Annotated in this window: 17 protein-coding genes; 13 read left to right on the top strand and 4 right to left on the bottom strand. The window is 41.3% G+C overall.

Annotation, left to right across the window (positions count from 1 at the left end):
- Positions 1 to 25: 25 nt before the first annotated feature.
- The 6 genes from J3P40_RS04460 to J3P40_RS04485 are packed head-to-tail and all read left to right on the top strand — an operon-like array spanning position 26 to position 6377.
- Positions 26 to 1171, top strand: coding sequence for a glycosyltransferase (locus tag J3P40_RS04460; protein WP_256003317.1), 1146 nt, complete (start codon positions 26 to 28; stop codon positions 1169 to 1171).
- A gap of 10 nt (positions 1172 to 1181) precedes the next feature.
- Positions 1182 to 2207 carry an acyltransferase family protein gene (locus tag J3P40_RS04465; RefSeq protein WP_256003318.1) on the top strand — a complete coding sequence of 342 codons (1026 nt, stop codon included), beginning with the start codon at positions 1182 to 1184 and terminating at the stop codon, positions 2205 to 2207.
- Between the two features lie 13 nt (positions 2208 to 2220).
- Positions 2221 to 2772, top strand: coding sequence for a WcaF family extracellular polysaccharide biosynthesis acetyltransferase (locus J3P40_RS04470; protein WP_256003320.1), 552 nt, complete (start codon positions 2221 to 2223; stop codon positions 2770 to 2772).
- A 7-nt stretch (positions 2773 to 2779) separates the two neighbouring features.
- Positions 2780 to 3688, top strand: coding sequence for a glycosyltransferase family 2 protein (locus J3P40_RS04475; protein ID WP_256003323.1), 909 nt, complete (start codon positions 2780 to 2782; stop codon positions 3686 to 3688).
- A gap of 6 nt (positions 3689 to 3694) precedes the next feature.
- Positions 3695 to 4930: a WcaI family glycosyltransferase gene (locus tag J3P40_RS04480; protein WP_256003324.1), complete on the top strand. Its 1236-nt coding sequence runs from the start codon at positions 3695 to 3697 to the stop codon at positions 4928 to 4930.
- A complete protein-coding gene (locus J3P40_RS04485; RefSeq protein ID WP_256003325.1) occupies positions 4923 to 6377 on the top strand; it encodes a capsule assembly Wzi family protein in 1455 nt (484 codons plus the stop codon). Before J3P40_RS04480 ends, J3P40_RS04485 begins: the two co-directional genes overlap by 8 nt.
- Positions 6378 to 6393: 16 nt before the next feature.
- Here J3P40_RS04485 and J3P40_RS04490 read toward each other — a convergent pair whose 3' ends face one another.
- From J3P40_RS04490 to cmk, 4 genes are all read right to left on the bottom strand, one after another.
- Positions 6394 to 7470 carry a mannose-1-phosphate guanylyltransferase gene (locus J3P40_RS04490; protein WP_256003326.1) on the bottom strand — a complete coding sequence of 359 codons (1077 nt, stop codon included), beginning with the start codon at positions 7468 to 7470 and terminating at the stop codon, positions 6394 to 6396.
- The gene (gene fcl, locus J3P40_RS04495; protein WP_256003327.1) at positions 7470 to 8402 is read right to left on the bottom strand and encodes a GDP-L-fucose synthase; all 933 of its coding nucleotides are present in this window, start codon (positions 8400 to 8402) and stop codon (positions 7470 to 7472) included. Before fcl ends, J3P40_RS04490 begins: the two co-directional genes overlap by 1 nt.
- 2 nt (positions 8403 to 8404) lie before the next feature.
- Positions 8405 to 9517, bottom strand: coding sequence for a GDP-mannose 4,6-dehydratase (gmd, locus tag J3P40_RS04500; RefSeq protein WP_256003328.1), 1113 nt, complete (start codon positions 9515 to 9517; stop codon positions 8405 to 8407).
- A 79-nt stretch (positions 9518 to 9596) separates the two neighbouring features.
- Positions 9597 to 10301: a (d)CMP kinase gene (gene cmk / locus J3P40_RS04505; protein WP_256003330.1), complete on the bottom strand. Its 705-nt coding sequence runs from the start codon at positions 10299 to 10301 to the stop codon at positions 9597 to 9599.
- A 100-nt stretch (positions 10302 to 10401) separates the two neighbouring features.
- Here cmk and J3P40_RS04510 point away from each other — a divergent pair, with 100 nt between their 5' ends.
- The 7 genes from J3P40_RS04510 to rfbC all read left to right on the top strand — a co-directional run bounded on the left by J3P40_RS04510 (position 10402) and on the right by rfbC (position 16767).
- Positions 10402 to 11856 carry a UDP-glucose 6-dehydrogenase gene (locus J3P40_RS04510; protein WP_256003333.1) on the top strand — a complete coding sequence of 485 codons (1455 nt, stop codon included), beginning with the start codon at positions 10402 to 10404 and terminating at the stop codon, positions 11854 to 11856.
- Between the two features lie 5 nt (positions 11857 to 11861).
- On the top strand, positions 11862 to 12638 hold the full coding sequence (locus J3P40_RS04515; RefSeq protein WP_256003335.1) for a hypothetical protein: 777 nt from the start codon (positions 11862 to 11864) through the stop codon (positions 12636 to 12638).
- A gap of 59 nt (positions 12639 to 12697) precedes the next feature.
- Complete coding sequence (locus J3P40_RS04520; protein WP_256003336.1) at positions 12698 to 13681, top strand: serine hydrolase domain-containing protein; 984 nt, start codon at positions 12698 to 12700, stop codon at positions 13679 to 13681.
- 2 nt (positions 13682 to 13683) lie between these two features.
- On the top strand, positions 13684 to 14742 hold the full coding sequence (locus tag J3P40_RS04525) for an acyltransferase family protein (RefSeq protein WP_256003337.1): 1059 nt from the start codon (positions 13684 to 13686) through the stop codon (positions 14740 to 14742).
- 70 nt (positions 14743 to 14812) lie between these two features.
- Positions 14813 to 15022, top strand: coding sequence for a UDP binding domain-containing protein (locus tag J3P40_RS04530; RefSeq protein ID WP_256003338.1), 210 nt, complete (start codon positions 14813 to 14815; stop codon positions 15020 to 15022).
- A gap of 152 nt (positions 15023 to 15174) precedes the next feature.
- The gene (gene rfbB, locus J3P40_RS04535; RefSeq protein ID WP_256003339.1) at positions 15175 to 16230 is read left to right on the top strand and encodes a dTDP-glucose 4,6-dehydratase; all 1056 of its coding nucleotides are present in this window, start codon (positions 15175 to 15177) and stop codon (positions 16228 to 16230) included.
- On the top strand, positions 16231 to 16767 hold the full coding sequence (gene rfbC / locus J3P40_RS04540; RefSeq protein WP_256003340.1) for a dTDP-4-dehydrorhamnose 3,5-epimerase: 537 nt from the start codon (positions 16231 to 16233) through the stop codon (positions 16765 to 16767).
- Positions 16768 to 16773: the final 6 nt, after the last annotated feature.

The raw sequence follows: 16773 nt of genomic DNA on the forward strand, positions 1-16773 counted from the left end.
TGTTATAACCTGTTCTATTTCCCGTATGGCCGGGGGATTACGAGACGCTATTAGAGATTTATATAGGAGTAGTGCTCTAAAAGGTATAGATTTAAAAATATTTTCCTACCGAGATGTTCACGCGGTCGATGATCTGGCGGGTTGGCATCCGCTGAAAGTCCTTCTTTATAAAAAGCTACCTTTTTTTTATTCTTATAGTATTAGCAAGGACTTGATCGCCAGCGAATCTACTTTGCTACATGTTCATGGTCTCTGGCGGTACCCACACCTATTTATCCGGTTTTGGAAGAATGCATCTAATAAGGTCATAGTAAGTCCTCATGGTATGTTTGATCCATATATACTCGCTCATCAATCTAAGGTTAAGCGTGCTATAGGAAATCTTATGTTTTCAAAAATAGATTTTCATCTGGTTGATTGTTATCATGCTCTGTCTCTTAAAGAACTTGAAGATATACGAAGTTATGGGATTACCTCCCCAGTTGCTATTATCCCAAACGGAATCAACATTAATGAAGAGAATTTTGTCAGAAATACAAAAAAAGAGAGTAAGCGACTGCTGTTTTTAGCGCGTCTACACCCGAAAAAGGGAGTCGATATTCTGTTAAAAGCGGTGGGAGATATAAAGCAGAATAACCCAGACCTATTAAATAATTGGGGTATTGATATTGTAGGGTGGGGGCAGGATAATTACCCTAAAAAACTGCGCGTGTTGGCAGATGAACTTGGCCTACAGGATCTTGTGAAATTTCACGGAGGAGTTTTTGATGCCGCTAAAGATGAATTATACAAGAAATCGGACGCGTATATCCTACCATCGCATGGCGAAGGGTTGCCAATGACTGTTTTAGAGGCGTGGTCTTGGAAACTTCCCGTGATTATTACCCAAAACTGTAACCTGCCGGAAGGCTTTGAGGCTGGCGCGGCTATCGAAATTGAGGCTTCAATCCAGTCGGTCGTTGAAGGTTTAACTAAATTGTTTAAGATGTCTGATGTGCAAAGATCTGAGATGGGTTTGAGGGGTAAGGCTTTAGTTGAAAAGGATTTTACCTGGGAAGTTTCGGGTAAAAAAATGAGTGAGCTTTACAGATATGTTACATATGGCGGCGATGTTCCCCATTTCGTAAATCTTATGGATCCTCAGGGAAGTTCTAACAGTATTCATGTATAATTCAACTAAGATGACTGAAGTAGCAGGCACTGCGTCAAAACTTAAAGCTAGATATGACTTTTTAGATTTGTTGAAAGGGGGCACTATAATTTTGGTTGTTCTGTTTCATATAAACACTGAACTAACAAGATATGTAGTTACGCCGTTCTTTATGCAGCTTTTTTTCATGATATCGGGCATATTTGTATCTACCAAAGTAGACTTTGTTAAGTATTTGATAAGTAAGATTAACAGGTTAATAGTACCCTTGCTATTTTTTTTTATCTTAAACTATGCTGCGATTTATTTCGCATCTGACATCGTAGGATTAGGGAAATCTGGCAAAATGCAACGTTTCGAAATGCTGAGCTTACTGGAACTTTTTGACGGTACGGAGGATTTTACTTACGCCGGCGCGCTCTGGTTCTTAATAGGTTTGTTTAATTTGTTCGTGTTTTACTATTTTATCTCTAAGATATCTAGTCCAATTATTCGTTTAGGCACCTGCTTTATTTTATCTGGATTAGGATATTTGTTAGGTGAGATGCATGTGAATCTCCCATATTTCATTGATTCGTCAATCAGTATGATGTTTTTCTTTGGGGCTGGGCATTATCTTAAGAATTTTAAATGGTTTCTTAATTCGACTAAATATGACCTATGGTTAGGCATCATACTTTTGGTCCCATACACGATAATCATAGTAACCAACAGGATAAGCGCTGAGGTGATGTTAAACTCCTATCAGGGAGAACACATACTTTTGTTAGTAAGTGCATTAACCGGTGTATTTGGTGTTTTCTTTGTCGGAAAAGTCATAATCAGCATACCAAGCATTAATTTTCTGGGCAGAAACTCACTCATAGTACTTTGTACGCATCAACTTTTAATCATCATTACTTCCTTTGTTACTGGACGAGTAGTCTTGATCAATGGCCCCTGGGTAGACTTTATAAAACTTGGAATTGTATTAATATCAGAGGTTCCAATAATTTTCTTTCTTAACAAGTATCTGCCGTATTTCGTCGGCAAGAGAGATTTATTCCATTTTAACTGACAGTATATAGGATATGACATCAAAGGATTACGATTCTTACACTAGCCCTTCATTCTCTATAGCAAATCGTGTTATGAGATTAGTTTGGAATGTAATTTATTTTCTTTTATTTCGATATTCACCAAAGCCTCTGCATAAATGGAGGGCGTTTTTACTAACTATCTTCGGGGCTAAAGTTGGCCGAGGCGCACATATATACCCTAAAGCCATTATATGGGCTCCATGGAATCTGGAGATTGGAGATGAGGCTGGTGTTGCAAACGGAGTTGACCTTTATAGTCAAGGGAAGATTAAACTTGGCCACCGTTCTATTATTTCGCAACGGGTTTTTCTTTGTGCTGGTACTCATGATTACACAAAATCTGGCCATCCTTTAGTTACCGCACCGATAATAATAGGGGATCATGCATGGGTTGCAGCAGAAGCCTTTGTTCATCCCGGCGTTAATATCGGTGAAGGCGCAGTCATAGGGGCCAGATCAGTGGTCACGAAAGATATGCCGGCATGGACCGTATGTGCCGGCCACCCTTGCAAACCTTTGAAACCACGTATCATAACAGACTAAATTTACTATGCTAGATATAACGACAGTAATTTTAACTTACAACGAAGAAAAACATATTGAGCGTTGCATTCATAATGCTCAACTTTTTTCCAGGAAAATCTATCTCGTGGATTCCTACTCAACAGATCGAACATGTGAGATTGCCGAATCCCTCGGGGCAATCGTTTACCAAAACAAATGGGAGAATAACTATGCCAGGCAACTAAATTGGGGCTTATCAAATCTTCCCATCGAAACCGAATGGGTATTTCGACTGGACGCTGATGAGTACCTTTCCGATGCTCTAATTTCGGAAATGACACTCAAGCTACCTAATGTACCGCTCGAAATATCGGGTATCGTGATGGAGAGAAAGATGATCTTTTTAGGTCGAATTATAAACAAAGGCAATATAAGATGGAACATGCTACGGCTATTCCGCAATAAGAAAAGTTTTTGTGAAGAACGTTGGATGGATGAACATATGGTTTTAACTGAAGGTATCAGTCAACAGTGGCAGAATTGCTTTTATGATGATAACTTGAATTCCTTGGGATGGTGGATTAATAAGCATAATGGATATGCAATTCGAGAGGCGATAGATATGTTAAATATAGAATTAAAGTTTCTGCCCGAAAAGGGACAAGATTCGTCCATTTCGATGTCCAAGGATGCAAAGGACAAACGAGGTAAAAAGGAGAAATATACTTCAATGCCGTTATTCTGGCGAACCTTTATCTACTTTATTTATAGATATGTTTTTAAATTTGGATTTACAGAGGGCAAAGAGGGTTTCTTGTGGCATTTTTTGCAAGGTTGGTGGTACAGAACCCTTGTAGATGCTAAGATTTTTGAGATCAAAAAGCATTGTGGGAATGATACCCTAAAAATCAAAGCATACATATTGGATAATTATCGGATAGATTTAAATAAATGATCTAGGATGCGGATTCTTATTTTCGGCATAAACTATGCGCCTGAATTAACAGGCATCGGCAAATATACTGGAGAAATGGCTAGCTGGTTTGCAAATCAAGGTCACGATGTACATGTTTTGGCAGCGTTGCCTTACTATCCCGAGTGGCGCGTTCATCCGAATTACGCTGGAAGATCTTGGACGACAGAGATTATTGAAAATGTAAAAGTACATCGAGTCCCGTTATATGTTCCACGAAAAGTTACATCGGTAAAGCGGATTATTCACGAATTTTCCTTTTTCGGGGCGAGTATCCCTTTTTGGATAAAAAGTATATTTAGTGAGCGATTTGATGCCATCTTATGTATTGCACCTCCTTTTCATCTTGCTGTGATGCCTTGGATTTACACACGCTTTCGAAGGAGCGTGTGGATTAACCATATTCAAGATTTACAGGTTGACGCCGCTAAAGATCTAGGGATGATCAAAAGTCAAGCTCTGCTTAGGATTATGTTTGCCATTGAACGTCTCTTACTAAAGAAGGGCACAAGGGTCTCGACAATTAGTGAGGGGATGAAAAGAAAGATAAGTGTAAAGGGTGTTCCTGATGAGAAAATTCTCTTGTTTCCCAACTGGGTTGATAGCGAGGTAATTAAGCCCTTGACAAAAGACCAGTCTCTTAAAAACGAATTTGGTTTCACCGGCAGAGACAAAATAGTACTTTATAGTGGTAATCTAGGAGAAAAACAAGGTCTGGAGGTTATCATCCGTATAGCCCAAAGCTTTTCCGTTACAGATGAGGATGTCAAATTTGTGATATGTGGGTCAGGAGGTGGTAAGGAGAAGCTTCAAGGTCTAGCCAATTCTGCTAATTTGAAAAATGTTCTTTTCTATCCTCTTCAACCTTATGCAAAGTTTTCAGCGCTGTTAGCTATGGCAGATGTGCATCTTGTATTACAAAAAAGTTCAGCCGCCGATTTGGTTATGCCAAGTAAGCTGACCGGTATTTTAGCAGCAGGAGGTTGTGCGATAGTTACTGCCCAATCTGGAACATCATTGCATCAGGTTGTCACACAGCATAACTTAGGTATTGTAGTTAACCCGGAGGACGATAAGGCCTTAGAAATCGGCATCAGACGTGGTTTATTTGAGGAAAATGATATGTTTCGTGCCAATGCTCGCAAATATGCAGAGCAGTATTTAGACAAAGATACTCTATTGAGTAAATTTGAGATGGAAATTAAAGATTTGCTTAATGAATAATATATTGAGGTGGATTAGCCTTGCTTTCTTCGTTTTGGTTGGTTTGACTTTGCAAGCTCAACACTTCGATTCATTACAGATATATGCTACGTCAAAGGTACAAGTGGCGTCGAAAAATTTTCAGCCATTATGGTCTAAAGCAAATCGCTTTGGGATATCGAGTGATAGTCAAGTGGATCAGGTTACGTTTTTTGAGGCGGTAAATAAGTATTATTTAGGCAATTGGAATTATTTAAGCGATACCTCGTCTTTGCTGAAGCTAGAGTATGGAGCAACAATATTTAATAGTAATGCTTATAGCAGAGTCGTCATACAGCAAGCATATGCACAGCTAAAATATAAAAGTTTTATCGTTCGTGCAGGGCGGCATCGTGACCTTTGGGATGATCTAAATCCAGAACTTTCTGTCGGCTCACTAGGCACCAGCGGAAATGCTCTTCCGATTCCAAAAATTAGTGCTGTTATCAACGATTATGTTAACGTCCCCTTAACGAAAGGGCGGCTACAGTTTAAAGGGATGATGAGCCACGGATGGATGGGCAAAGATAGATTCATGGAGTCTTGGTTACATGAAAAGAGTTTCTATGGACGGCTTAATTTATCAAGAGTTAAACTCTATGGCGGAGTCCAACATTATGCGGAATGGGGTGGAAAGAGGCCGGCGGATGATGTATATCTTGATCGCTCACTTAAAGGATTTTTTAATGTTTTGTTAGTAGCAGAGGCTAATGATGGATCATTACCGCTCGAAGACGAGCTTAACGGGTTCCGACCAAACAGAGCAGGTGATCAACGAGGACTAATAGAATTCGGCGCTGAAATTGAATTTGAGAATTTTGGTTTGCAGATATACAACCAAACTCCGTTTGAAAGTGGAACTGGTATAGATGTACGGAACATCGATCGCATCTTAGGAGTTCGGATTAGCCCAAAGGCTAATATTAGTCTCAGAGATATTTTACTTGAATTTATACATACGAAGCAGATGGAAGAGTATGGGAAGGAATTACAAAGTTACTATAACAACGGTCCAATGAAGACTGGATGGGAATACCAAGGTATGGTGATTGGTACACCAATCATAACCAACAGAACAGAAGGTGCGAATTATCTACCAATCACACCTTTTAATTGGAAGGCCTCCGATCCGATACCAGGGAATAGCAATATTATTAATAATCGACTTATTGGCGCAAATCTTGGAACGCGCTGGCGAATTAATCAATATATATCAATCCGGACTAAAGTCACACCAGTTATTAATTACGGCGCTAGAAATTTCATTCATCTCTACGGAGGAGGCAAAGGCGTATTCCAATGTTATTCGTTATTTGAAGGGAAATATCAACGTGATAACTGGGGCTTGATGTTTTCGTTAGCGGGTGATTTTGGAAAGTTATATAACAATTTTGGTAGCGGTTTAGGATTTGCGTATTCCTTTCGCTAGATAGTCGTCAGATATACTAAATAAATCTGTAGCCAAATTGTTTACCGATCTGAGAAACGATTGCCTTAACTTGCTGTTCAGATGATTTAGGATAGATCAGTAAAGAATTTCCCTCATCCACCACGATAAAGTTGTCCAGTCCTCTTATAATAGCCAGTTTATCAGAGTTGATATGAATGATACTATTAGATGTATCCCTAACATCTATTTGTTTTGCAGAAATCACATTATTGTTTTCGTCTTTTGGAGCCGCTTCATATAAGGAAGCCCACGTGCCCAAGTCAGACCACCCGAACTCTGCAGGGATGGTATACACATTGTCCGCCTGTTCCATAATGGCATAGTCAATGGAAATATTGGGCGAAGTTGGATAATGTCTGTTAATGAATGTTTGTTCCTCAGTCGTATTGTATACAGGATTCCCTTTTTCAAAAAGCGTATGTATTTCTGAGGAGTGTTCTTTTAGGGCCTTTAAAATTGACTCAACTTTCCAGATAAAGATTCCGGCATTCCACAGATAGTTGCCTTCAGCTAAATACTCCTTTGCTTTCTCTAAGCTGGGCTTTTCCCGGAATTGCAGCACTTTATGAACCCCGGCAAGATTGTCGGTAGAATAATTGATGTAGCCGTAGCCGGTATCCGGCCTTGTCGGAGTTATACCTAAAGTAACCAGCGCTTCATTTGCTTCGGTAAAGGCAAGGGCTTGCCTGATCTTTTGAATAAAGATGTCTTCGTAAAGAATAAAGTGATCGGAGGGTGCAACGACAATATTTGCCTCAGGGTTTATCGCGCTTATTTTGAAAGACGCATACGCAATGCATGGTGCAGTGTTATTTCTACTGGGTTCACAGATGATTTGCCGGCTTTTGATGCCATTCAATTGATCCATGATAATAGACTCATATTGCCCATTGGTTACAATATATATGTTTTCTGCCGGACAAAGCTTCAGGAACCGCTCATAGGTGAGCTGGAGCAGTGATTTTCCGACACCGAGGATATCAATAAACTGTTTAGGAAAATTATTGCGGCTTTTTGGCCAGAAGCGGCTTCCGACGCCTCCGGCCATAATGAATACATAATTATTCGACATTAGTTCCAGTTCAAGTCTTTAACGTCAGTATAAACTTTGGTAATGCCTTCTTCCAGCGTAACCTTAGCTTTCCAGCCTTGTGCATGCAATTTACTTACATCCATCAGTTTTCTTGGAGTGCCATCAGGCTTAGAGGTGTCGGTTTTAATTTCACCTTCAAAGCCTACAACTTTAGCCACCAGTTGAGCTAATTCAAGTATGGTTACGTCTTCGCCTACGCCGATGTTTACAAGCCCGGGCTCATTATAGGTCTGCATCAGATAGTAACAAGCATCGGCCAGATCATCTACATACAGGAACTCCCGTTTCGGTGTGCCGGTTCCCCAGATGGTAACTGACGGTTCGTTGTTGTTTTTGGCTGTGATTACTTTACGGATCAATGCCGGCAATACATGCGAGTTGTTCAGGTCGTAATTGTCGTTAGGCCCGTAAAGATTGGTGGGCATACAGGAGATATAGTTGCAGCCGTATTGCGAACGGTAAGCATCGCAGAGCTTAATGCCTGCGATCTTGGCAATGGCATAAGGCTCGTTGGTAGGCTCCAGTTCACCGGTCAACAAATAATCTTCTTTTAAGGGCTGCGGAGCCAGTTTAGGATAAATGCAGGAAGAACCGAGGAACATGAGTTTCTTTACATCGTTTTTATAAGACGAATGTATCACGTTGTTCTGGATCATCAGGTTTTCGTACAGAAAATCTGCACGGTAGGTATTGTTGGCAAGGATGCCGCCAACCTTTGCTGCCGCAAGAAAAACATAGTCTGGTTTTTCTGCAGCGAAAAATGCTGCGACTGCAGCCTGATCTCTCAGGTCTAATTCTTTTGAAGAGCGGGTTATAATGTTAGTATAGCCTTCACTTTGCAGTTTTCTGACGATAGCAGAGCCTACCATACCGTTATGACCCGCTACATATACTTTGTCTGAGATTTCCATTACTATTCGTATTGGTTTTTAACTGCATAGCCAGCGTCTTTCAGCATCTTTTCTTTTTGGAAATGCTGAACATCTGAAGTCATCATGTCGTTAACCAATCCTGCCAGGTCGTATTTCGGCATCCAGTTTAGTTTTTCTTTGCACTTGGTTGGGTCGCCGATAAGCAAATCAACCTCCGTAGGTCTGAAATAACGTGGGTCAACAGCAACGACTTCTTTACCGGGTTCAATCTGGAATTCTGGTTTGCTGCAGGATACCACATAGCCTTTTTCTTCTGCGCCCTCACCTTTAAATTCAAGCGTGATACCCACTTCTCCAAAAGCCATCTTGATGAAGTCGCGCACGGTGGTGGTTACACCAGTCGCAATCACAAAGTCTTCTGGTTTTTCTTGCTGAAGAATTAACCACATGGCCTCAACGTAATCTTTAGCATGACCCCAGTCGCGTTGTGCATTAAGGTTTCCAAGGTATAGTTTGTCTTGCAGACCCAAGGCAATTTTAGCGGTACCGCGCGTAATTTTACGGGTAACGAATGTTTCGCCGCGTAATGGGCTCTCGTGGTTAAATAAAATACCGTTGCATGCATACATGCCATAAGCTTCCCTGTAGTTTACTGTGATCCAGTAAGCGTACATTTTAGCCACAGCATAAGGAGAACGGGGGTAGAATGGTGTGGTTTCTGATTGAGGCACTGCCTGAACCAAACCGTACAGTTCTGAAGTAGAAGCCTGATATACTTTAGTCTTTTCAACAAGACCTAGTATGCGGATGGCTTCTAAAATCCTTAAAGTTCCAATACCATCTGCATTGGCAGTATATTCTGGAGTCTCGAAACTTACATGCACATGGCTCATAGCACCCAGGTTATAAATCTCGTCAGGTTGTACCTGCTGAATGATACGGATCAAATTTGTAGAATCACTTAAATCACCGTAATGCAAAACAAACTTAACATTACTTTCATGAGGGTCCTGGTACAGGTGATCGATACGATCTGTGTTAAAAAGAGAGCTACGACGTTTAATTCCGTGTACTTCATAACCTTTTTTTAGTAAAAAGTCGGCTAGGTAAGAGCCGTCTTGACCTGTTACTCCTGTAATGAGTGCTTTTTTCATCGATTTAATTTTGGAAAAGTTTTGTTTTGACGATTTTGCCGACAAATGTAATGAGTTTGCCGTATTATGCTATTGATTGTTAAAAGTTTAGTGATTTATTAACGGCTTCTTTCAGCAATGGCTCGATCATCCCATGGGCAATGTCAAATTGCTGTTCCAGAGTAAGGTTAGTATTATCCAGAATAAATGCGTCTTTTGCGCAGATCAAAGGGCTTTCGCTGCGGGTAGTGTCATCGTAGTCCCGTTGTGTGAGATTAGCCAGTACCTGATCTAGGGTTATATCGACATCTTTAGCAGCAAGTTCAGCATGCCGGCGTTCGGCCCGCTTTGCAGGATCGGCAGTCATAAACAGTTTCACCTGGGCATAAGGAAATACGCGCGTACCAATGTCCCGGCCATCCATGATGATGCTCTGCTGTCGGCCTAAAGCTTGCTGCAATTGGACTAATCTTTTGCGTACAGAAGTGAGTTGACTGACTTTGCTAACCATCTCTGAAACGTACATTTTCCTAATTTCCCATGTTACGTCTTCACCGTTTAGCATTATGCGGTTTCCGATTTCCGATTGTTCAAACAAGATTTCGGCTGTTTCAAGGGAGCGATTCACATCCTTCTCACATCTAATGTCTGTTTTTTGATTGATGAAGTGGAGTGTGGTTGCGCGGTACATTGCGCCGCTATCCACGTAAGTGATTCCTAGCCTTGTAGCAAGTTGTTTTGCGAGCGTACTTTTGCCACACGATGAAAACCCATCTATGGCTACAACAATATTGACTTGACTCATAATGGTAGTTTATTGTTGTTACAAATATAGTGTAAAAATGTTGGTGTGTATATAGTACACTAAGTAATTTGTTTCTGGTAATAATTTACTTTCCATTTTTATGGATTATTTGGAAAAAAAGTCGCAGTTTGGCTCCAGAAATATTCTGTATTTTAATATGAGGAAAATCAAATCTATCTGTTGTATTGGAGCGGGCTACGTTGGTGGACCCACTATGGCGGTAATTGCAAAGCAATGTCCTGAAATTAAAGTTACTGTAGTTGATTTAAACAAGGCCAGGATTGCTGCTTGGAACGATCCTGATACGGAAAACATCCCAGTATATGAACCGGGTCTAAGTGAGGTTGTAGCAGAAGCGCGAGGTCGGAACTTGTTCTTCTCAACAGATGTTGATAACGCAATTGCAGAAGCCGAGATGGTTTTTATCTCGGTCAATACGCCGACGAAGACTTATGGCGCCGGGAAGGGGCAGGGTGCGGATTTGAAATGGATTGAGCTTTGTGCACGTCAAATTGCGCGTGTTTCTAAGAGTGATAAGATCATTGTAGAGAAATCTACTTTGCCTGTGCGTACTGCTGAGGCGGTTCGTGATATTTTAGATAATACCGGTAATGGTGTGAACTTCCAAGTCCTTTCTAATCCGGAATTTTTAGCGGAAGGCACTGCAGTAGAAGATTTGTTAATGCCCGATCGTGTGTTGATCGGCGGTGATCAGACACCTGAAGGTAAAGAAGCTATACAAGCATTGGTTGATATTTACGCACACTGGATTCCGCGAGAACGTATTTTAACAACGAATGTGTGGTCTTCCGAGCTTTCAAAGTTAGTAGCGAACGCTTATCTAGCGCAGCGAATATCATCAATTAATTCTATATCTGAACTTTGCGAGAAGACAGAAGCAGATGTGAGTGAAGTGGCGCGTGCGATTGGTACGGACAGCCGTATCGGCTCTAAGTTTTTGAAAGCTTCAGTAGGTTTTGGTGGTTCTTGTTTCCAGAAGGATATTCTTAACCTAGTGTATATTTCTCGTACTTTCGGTTTAAAGGAAGTTGCTGACTACTGGGAGCAGGTCATTATTATGAACGATCATCAGAAAAAGCGTTTTGCGAACAATATCGTGAAAGAACTCTATAATACAGTGTCAGGCAAGAAGATAGCTTTCTTGGGTTGGGCATTTAAAAAGGATACCAACGATACTCGTGAGTCCGCAGCGATCTACGTTGCGGATGAGCTTTTGAATGAGCAGGCACAGATCGGGGTCTATGATCCTAAGGTTCAGGAGCATCAAATTCTTGGTGATCTAGACTATCTGAATACGCGTAGTCCTGAAGACAATCGTGAGCAGGTAAAGGTATTTGAGGATCCGTATCGTGCCTGTGAAGGTGCACACGCAATCGCTATCCTGACGGAGTGGGATGAATTTAAAGATTATGATTGGCAGCGTATCTATGATAACATGCTGAAGCCCGCGAAAATTTTCGATGGCCGTAATATTCTGGATGCGCAAAAGCTACGAGCGATTGGATTCAAGGTGAAGTCCATTGGGGTGAATTAATCAGCATGAACAGGATTTTCAAAGGTTGTATTTATTTTTTGAGTGTTATAGTATCAACGGATGGTTTTGCTCAGCAGCGGAAGTTTTCGCTTGATTTAGAGGCAGCCCACTTTCAAAACGTTGAGGACAACCTAGTGCCGCTGAGGAATGTAGGACCGGCGGTTCACATCGGGGTAGCCTATTCTATTGAGAGGTTCGAAAGTATAGATTTGTTTAGACTTAGTTCCACGCTTACTCTACCAAAAACGGCCATTGAGAATGTGAGGGAATCCTATACGGGCAAGCTGTCATTATCTTATGACCGGCTTTATAATATAAAGGAGAAATTCTTCTTAGGATTCTCTATTAATGCCGATTATCGCGACGGCTTTTATAAGGCCATAGATCAAAGCCATTTATATTGGACAAGTTTTTTAGGAGGTGGTCTATCGGGTGATTTTAAGCAGAGGGTGGGGAACTCCGCGAACTTAACAATGCATTTCAATATCCCTGTGTTTGGACTTGTTAGTAGACCTGCGATAGACCGCTATTATAAAGTAGATGATCCGTCTCTAGGCAATTTAATTAAGTTGAATCATAGTAACTATTCTTTTGCACTAGCTAATCAATATATAAACCCAAAATTAGAAGTGATGTATGATTTCAAAGTTGCAACTGGCGTTGCAATGGGGTTATTTTTGCGAAGCCAATATTTGAAAACAGTACCCAAGAACAGCGGCCGGTATGAAGAGTTTCAAAATGGGTTCGGTATTGTTGTTTCACATAATAGAGTTTTAAGATGAGAGTGCTTAGCTTGCTGTTATCGTTGTTGTTCTTTTGCGCTTGTTTGAAGGAAAATCCGATGAAATCAGATAACAGGAGTTTGGTGCCTATGGAATTGAATGATGGTTTGGCGATATCGACGCTGGCCGAGCAGCAGTTAGATGAGAAAAAAATTAAGCAAGCCTTTGATATTTTTTATTCTAATAAGCTACCCTTGTCCAGAGGACTAACCATTATCAGAAACAATTTCCTGGTTGCTGAGGCGTATGCCCGGGACAGAAGTGACATTGATAAGATCGACAACATACAGTCTTGTACGAAGAGTATTACAGCATTGTTGATCGGTATGGCTATCCAAGACGGTTTAATTGCATCCGTGAATGATCCAATATCAAAGTATATTCCAGAATATTTCAATACTGACGCATCAAAAAGGAAAATCTCTATCAGGAACTGCTTAACTATGCAGGGCGGTTTGGAATTTGGGGGTAATGGGGAGTCTGAAAAGATGGTCAACACCAGCGGGAGTTCAATTGAATTTGTACTAAAAAAGCCCATGCTGGCCGATACCGGAAGTACTTTTCTGTACTCAGATTTGTTGCCTCAATTGTTAACAGGTTTATTACATAAAGTGACCCCTGACGGCGTAGAAGCCTATGCGAAGCAAAAGCTTTTTGATCCTTTGGGTATCGACCAATATATCTGGGAAAAAACAAAAGATGGCATTAATATCGGTGCATTTTCTATTTTTATTACAAATCGAGACTTGGCTAAGATTGGCATGTTGTGTGTTAATAATGGTGTTTTTGATGGGTTACAGATTGTTGGTTCAGATTGGATTAAAGTGTCTTCCCAAAAACAAGCGAAAGACGCCCCGTATGGTTATGGATTTTATGTGAATTCTGATCAGTCCTATCAAATGCGGGGCAATGGTGGTCAATTTGTATATATCGACCCTATAAAAAAGTTAGTTATTACATACACAGCTTTACCTTACAGCGGCCCAAGCCTTTGGGGTAATACGACCGAGTTGGTGAATCTAATAAGGGATGCTTGTAATTGAAAATGAAAAATAAGCTTGAAAAACTGGAAGCGATCAGAGGAATAGCTGCGCTATATGTTGTTTTCCACCATTCCTTTTTTTCTGAACACTTTATTGTTCTTGGTTTTAACCTTTCGTTCTTTTTTAAATTTGGTCAGGAAGCAGTGATCTTATTTTTTCTCATGTCGGGCTTTGTTATCGGATATTCATTTGAGAAGTCTAGGGACAAGGGGTTTAGGAATTATTTTCAAAAAAGATTTTATCGGATATACATCCCTTTGTTCTTGGTCTTTTTAGGTCATTATATCCTTAGTTCAATTGAAGCAAATGGATTGGTCCAGGTCGACATATGGCAACTCGTCGCGAACGTTTTTATGCTGCAAGACGTTAGTTCATTAAAACCGAATGTAATTGCAGACCCTTTCTTGGGTAATGCTCCACTTTGGTCGCTGTCTTATGAGTGGTGGTTTTATATGACTTTCTACTTGCTTTATAGTCTACGTTCAAGGCATGTCAACTTGAATTCAGAAGTATTCGTAATAGTGGCAGTTAGCAGCGTCAGTTACTTGGTTTTCCCTAATTTCTTGAATAGACTTTTAATGTACTATGGGATTTGGTGGGTTGGCGTGGCCATGGCGAAGAGTTTTATTGCGCATAACAAGGTGGTCCTTTCTGACTTGTTTGTGCCTTTCTCAGGTATTTTAATTGCGACATTGGTATTGAGTTTTAACGCTTACATACATGCTGGAACTATATCCTCAATTGGCGTTTCACCGCTGTTAGAACTAAGGCATTTTGCGTTTGCTCTTGTCGCAGTACTTATAGCTCTATTGTGGCAATCTCGGAAATGGAGATTCTTCGACATGATCTTTGGAAAATTCGCCGTTTTTGCACCGGTATCTTATGTGTTATATATATCACATTATTTCCTAGTGTCTCATGCCCGCTACTTAAGCGTGATTAATAATAAGTACGTGGCGTTTACTTTATACCTAGGCGTTGCGTTAGGTTTTTCATACCTTATTGAGGTTGTAGTTTACCCGCGAGCAAAAAAAATCATTACCCAAAGGATAGCCAGATAGTTTATTTCCGTATTTGATCTTAACGATCTCGACTTTTACTACCAGCTAGCCTGAAGAGAACCGCGAACAGGTGAAGGTGTTTAAAGATCCGTATCGTGCTTGTGAGAATGCGCACGCTATTGCTATTCTTACGGAATGGGATGAATTTAAAGACTACGATTGGCAGCGCATATACGACAATATGAAGAAGCCTGCTAAGATTTTTGATGGCCGTAACATCCTGGATGCGGAGAAATTGCGTGCTATTGGCTTTAAGGTTAATGCTATTGGTGTTAACTAGTTTCTAACGTATATTTTTTTTGTCCCGTTATGCTTTGGTGTAACGGGATTTTTTTTGCGCTCGTCATTCCGAGCGAAGGGAGGAATTCAAGCTAACCCGTAAAACTTTGGTAGCTTTTTTGCATTTTTGGAGAATTAATTAATGGGTTATAAATGAACAAGAAGATCCTCATTACCGGTGGTGCCGGTTTCATTGGCTCGCACGTGGTGCGCAGGTTTGTGAATACTTATCCTGATTATCAGATTGTAAATCTTGATAAGCTGACTTATGCTGGTAACCTGGCTAACCTGAAGGATATTGAAGATAAGCCGAATTATAAGTTTGTGCGTTTGGATATTACGGATGCGGCGGAGATCAATGAGTTGTTTGAGGTGGAAAATTTTGGTGCGGTGATTCATTTGGCTGCGGAGTCGCATGTGGACCGCTCTATTACTGATCCTACGGCCTTTGTAATGACGAACGTGATTGGTACGGTGAATTTGCTGAATGCTGCGCGGGAGTACTGGAAGGGTGATTATGATAAGAAGCGTTTTTATCATGTGTCTACCGATGAGGTGTATGGTGCTTTGGGCGAGTCGGGTATGTTTACGGAGTCTACGGCTTATGATCCGCATAGTCCGTATTCGGCTTCTAAGGCTTCGTCTGATCATTTTGTGCGTGCTTATCATGATACATATGGTTTGGATGTGGTGATTTCGAATTGTTCGAATAATTATGGTTCGCATCATTTTCCGGAGAAGCTGATTCCGCTGGCGATTAATAATATCAAAAAGAACAGGCCTGTGCCGGTGTATGGCAAGGGTGAGAATGTGCGCGACTGGCTTTGGGTGGAAGATCATGCGCGTGCGATTGATGTGATTTTCCATAAGGCTGCTACGGGGCAGACGTATAATATTGGCGGGCATAATGAGTGGAAGAATATTGATCTGATTCATTTGCTGTGCCGCATTATGGACGAGAAGCTTGGTCGCGAGCCTGGTGAGTCGGCCAAACTGATCACTTTTGTGACTGACAGGGCGGGTCATGATCTGCGTTATGCGATCGATTCGACGAAGTTGCAGCAGGAGCTGGGCTGGGTGCCTAGCCTGCAGTTTGAGGAGGGTTTGGCTAAGACTGTCGACTGGTACCTGGAGAATGAGGAATGGCTGAGTAATGTGACTTCGGGTGCTTATCAGTCTTATTATGATACGCAATACGCTCAGAGATAGATGAAGGTTACGGAGACTAAGCTTAAGGGTTGTTTTATTATTGAGCCGACGGTGTTTAAGGACAGTCGCGGTTATTTTTTTGAGAGTTTTAATGCGCCTAAGTTTGAGGAGCTGACAGGACAGAATGGTCATTTTGTGCAGGATAATCAGAGTGCTTCGACTTTCGGGGTGATCAGGGGCTTGCATTTCCAGAAGGGTGAGCATGCGCAGGCTAAATTGGTGCGGGTAATAGAGGGCGCGGTGCTGGATGTGGCCGTGGACCTGCGTGAGGGTTCTGAGACTTATGGTGAGTGGGTTGCTGTGGAGCTTACAGCGGAGAATAATCTGCAATTGTATGTGCCGCGTGGTTTTGCGCATGGTTTTTCGGTGCTGAGCGAGACGGCTGTGTTTGCGTATAAGTGTGACAATACGTACAACAAGGCTTCGGAAGGTGGTATCCGCTATGATGATCCTACTTTGGGTATCGACTGGCGCATTCCGGCTGATAAGCGGAGCCTGAGTGACAAGGATGTAATTCTTCCATATTTTAACGCATAATTTCGA

The organism is Pedobacter deserti, assembly GCF_024436415.1.
In the GTDB taxonomy this organism is placed as follows: Bacteria; Bacteroidota; Bacteroidia; order Sphingobacteriales; family Sphingobacteriaceae; genus Pedobacter; species Pedobacter faecalis.

Coding starts and splice junctions, on each gene's coding strand:
- rfbB (WP_256003339.1), top strand. CDS start 15,175: ATGAACAAGAAGATCCTCATTACCGGTGGTGCCGGTTTCATTGGCTCG.
- rfbC (WP_256003340.1), top strand. CDS start 16,231: ATGAAGGTTACGGAGACTAAGCTTAAGGGTTGTTTTATTATTGAGCCG.
- J3P40_RS04525 (WP_256003337.1), top strand. CDS start 13,684: ATGAAAAATAAGCTTGAAAAACTGGAAGCGATCAGAGGAATAGCTGCG.
- J3P40_RS04515 (WP_256003335.1), top strand. CDS start 11,862: ATGAACAGGATTTTCAAAGGTTGTATTTATTTTTTGAGTGTTATAGTA.
- J3P40_RS04470 (WP_256003320.1), top strand. CDS start 2,221: ATGACATCAAAGGATTACGATTCTTACACTAGCCCTTCATTCTCTATA.
- J3P40_RS04485 (WP_256003325.1), top strand. CDS start 4,923: ATGAATAATATATTGAGGTGGATTAGCCTTGCTTTCTTCGTTTTGGTT.
- gmd (WP_256003328.1), bottom strand. CDS start 9,517: ATGAAAAAAGCACTCATTACAGGAGTAACAGGTCAAGACGGCTCTTAC.
- J3P40_RS04510 (WP_256003333.1), top strand. CDS start 10,402: ATGGATTATTTGGAAAAAAAGTCGCAGTTTGGCTCCAGAAATATTCTG.
- J3P40_RS04480 (WP_256003324.1), top strand. CDS start 3,695: ATGCGGATTCTTATTTTCGGCATAAACTATGCGCCTGAATTAACAGGC.
- J3P40_RS04475 (WP_256003323.1), top strand. CDS start 2,780: ATGCTAGATATAACGACAGTAATTTTAACTTACAACGAAGAAAAACAT.
- cmk (WP_256003330.1), bottom strand. CDS start 10,301: ATGAGTCAAGTCAATATTGTTGTAGCCATAGATGGGTTTTCATCGTGT.
- J3P40_RS04490 (WP_256003326.1), bottom strand. CDS start 7,470: ATGTCGAATAATTATGTATTCATTATGGCCGGAGGCGTCGGAAGCCGC.
- J3P40_RS04520 (WP_256003336.1), top strand. CDS start 12,698: ATGAAATCAGATAACAGGAGTTTGGTGCCTATGGAATTGAATGATGGT.
- J3P40_RS04465 (WP_256003318.1), top strand. CDS start 1,182: ATGACTGAAGTAGCAGGCACTGCGTCAAAACTTAAAGCTAGATATGAC.
- fcl (WP_256003327.1), bottom strand. CDS start 8,402: ATGGAAATCTCAGACAAAGTATATGTAGCGGGTCATAACGGTATGGTA.
- J3P40_RS04460 (WP_256003317.1), top strand. CDS start 26: ATGGCCGGGGGATTACGAGACGCTATTAGAGATTTATATAGGAGTAGT.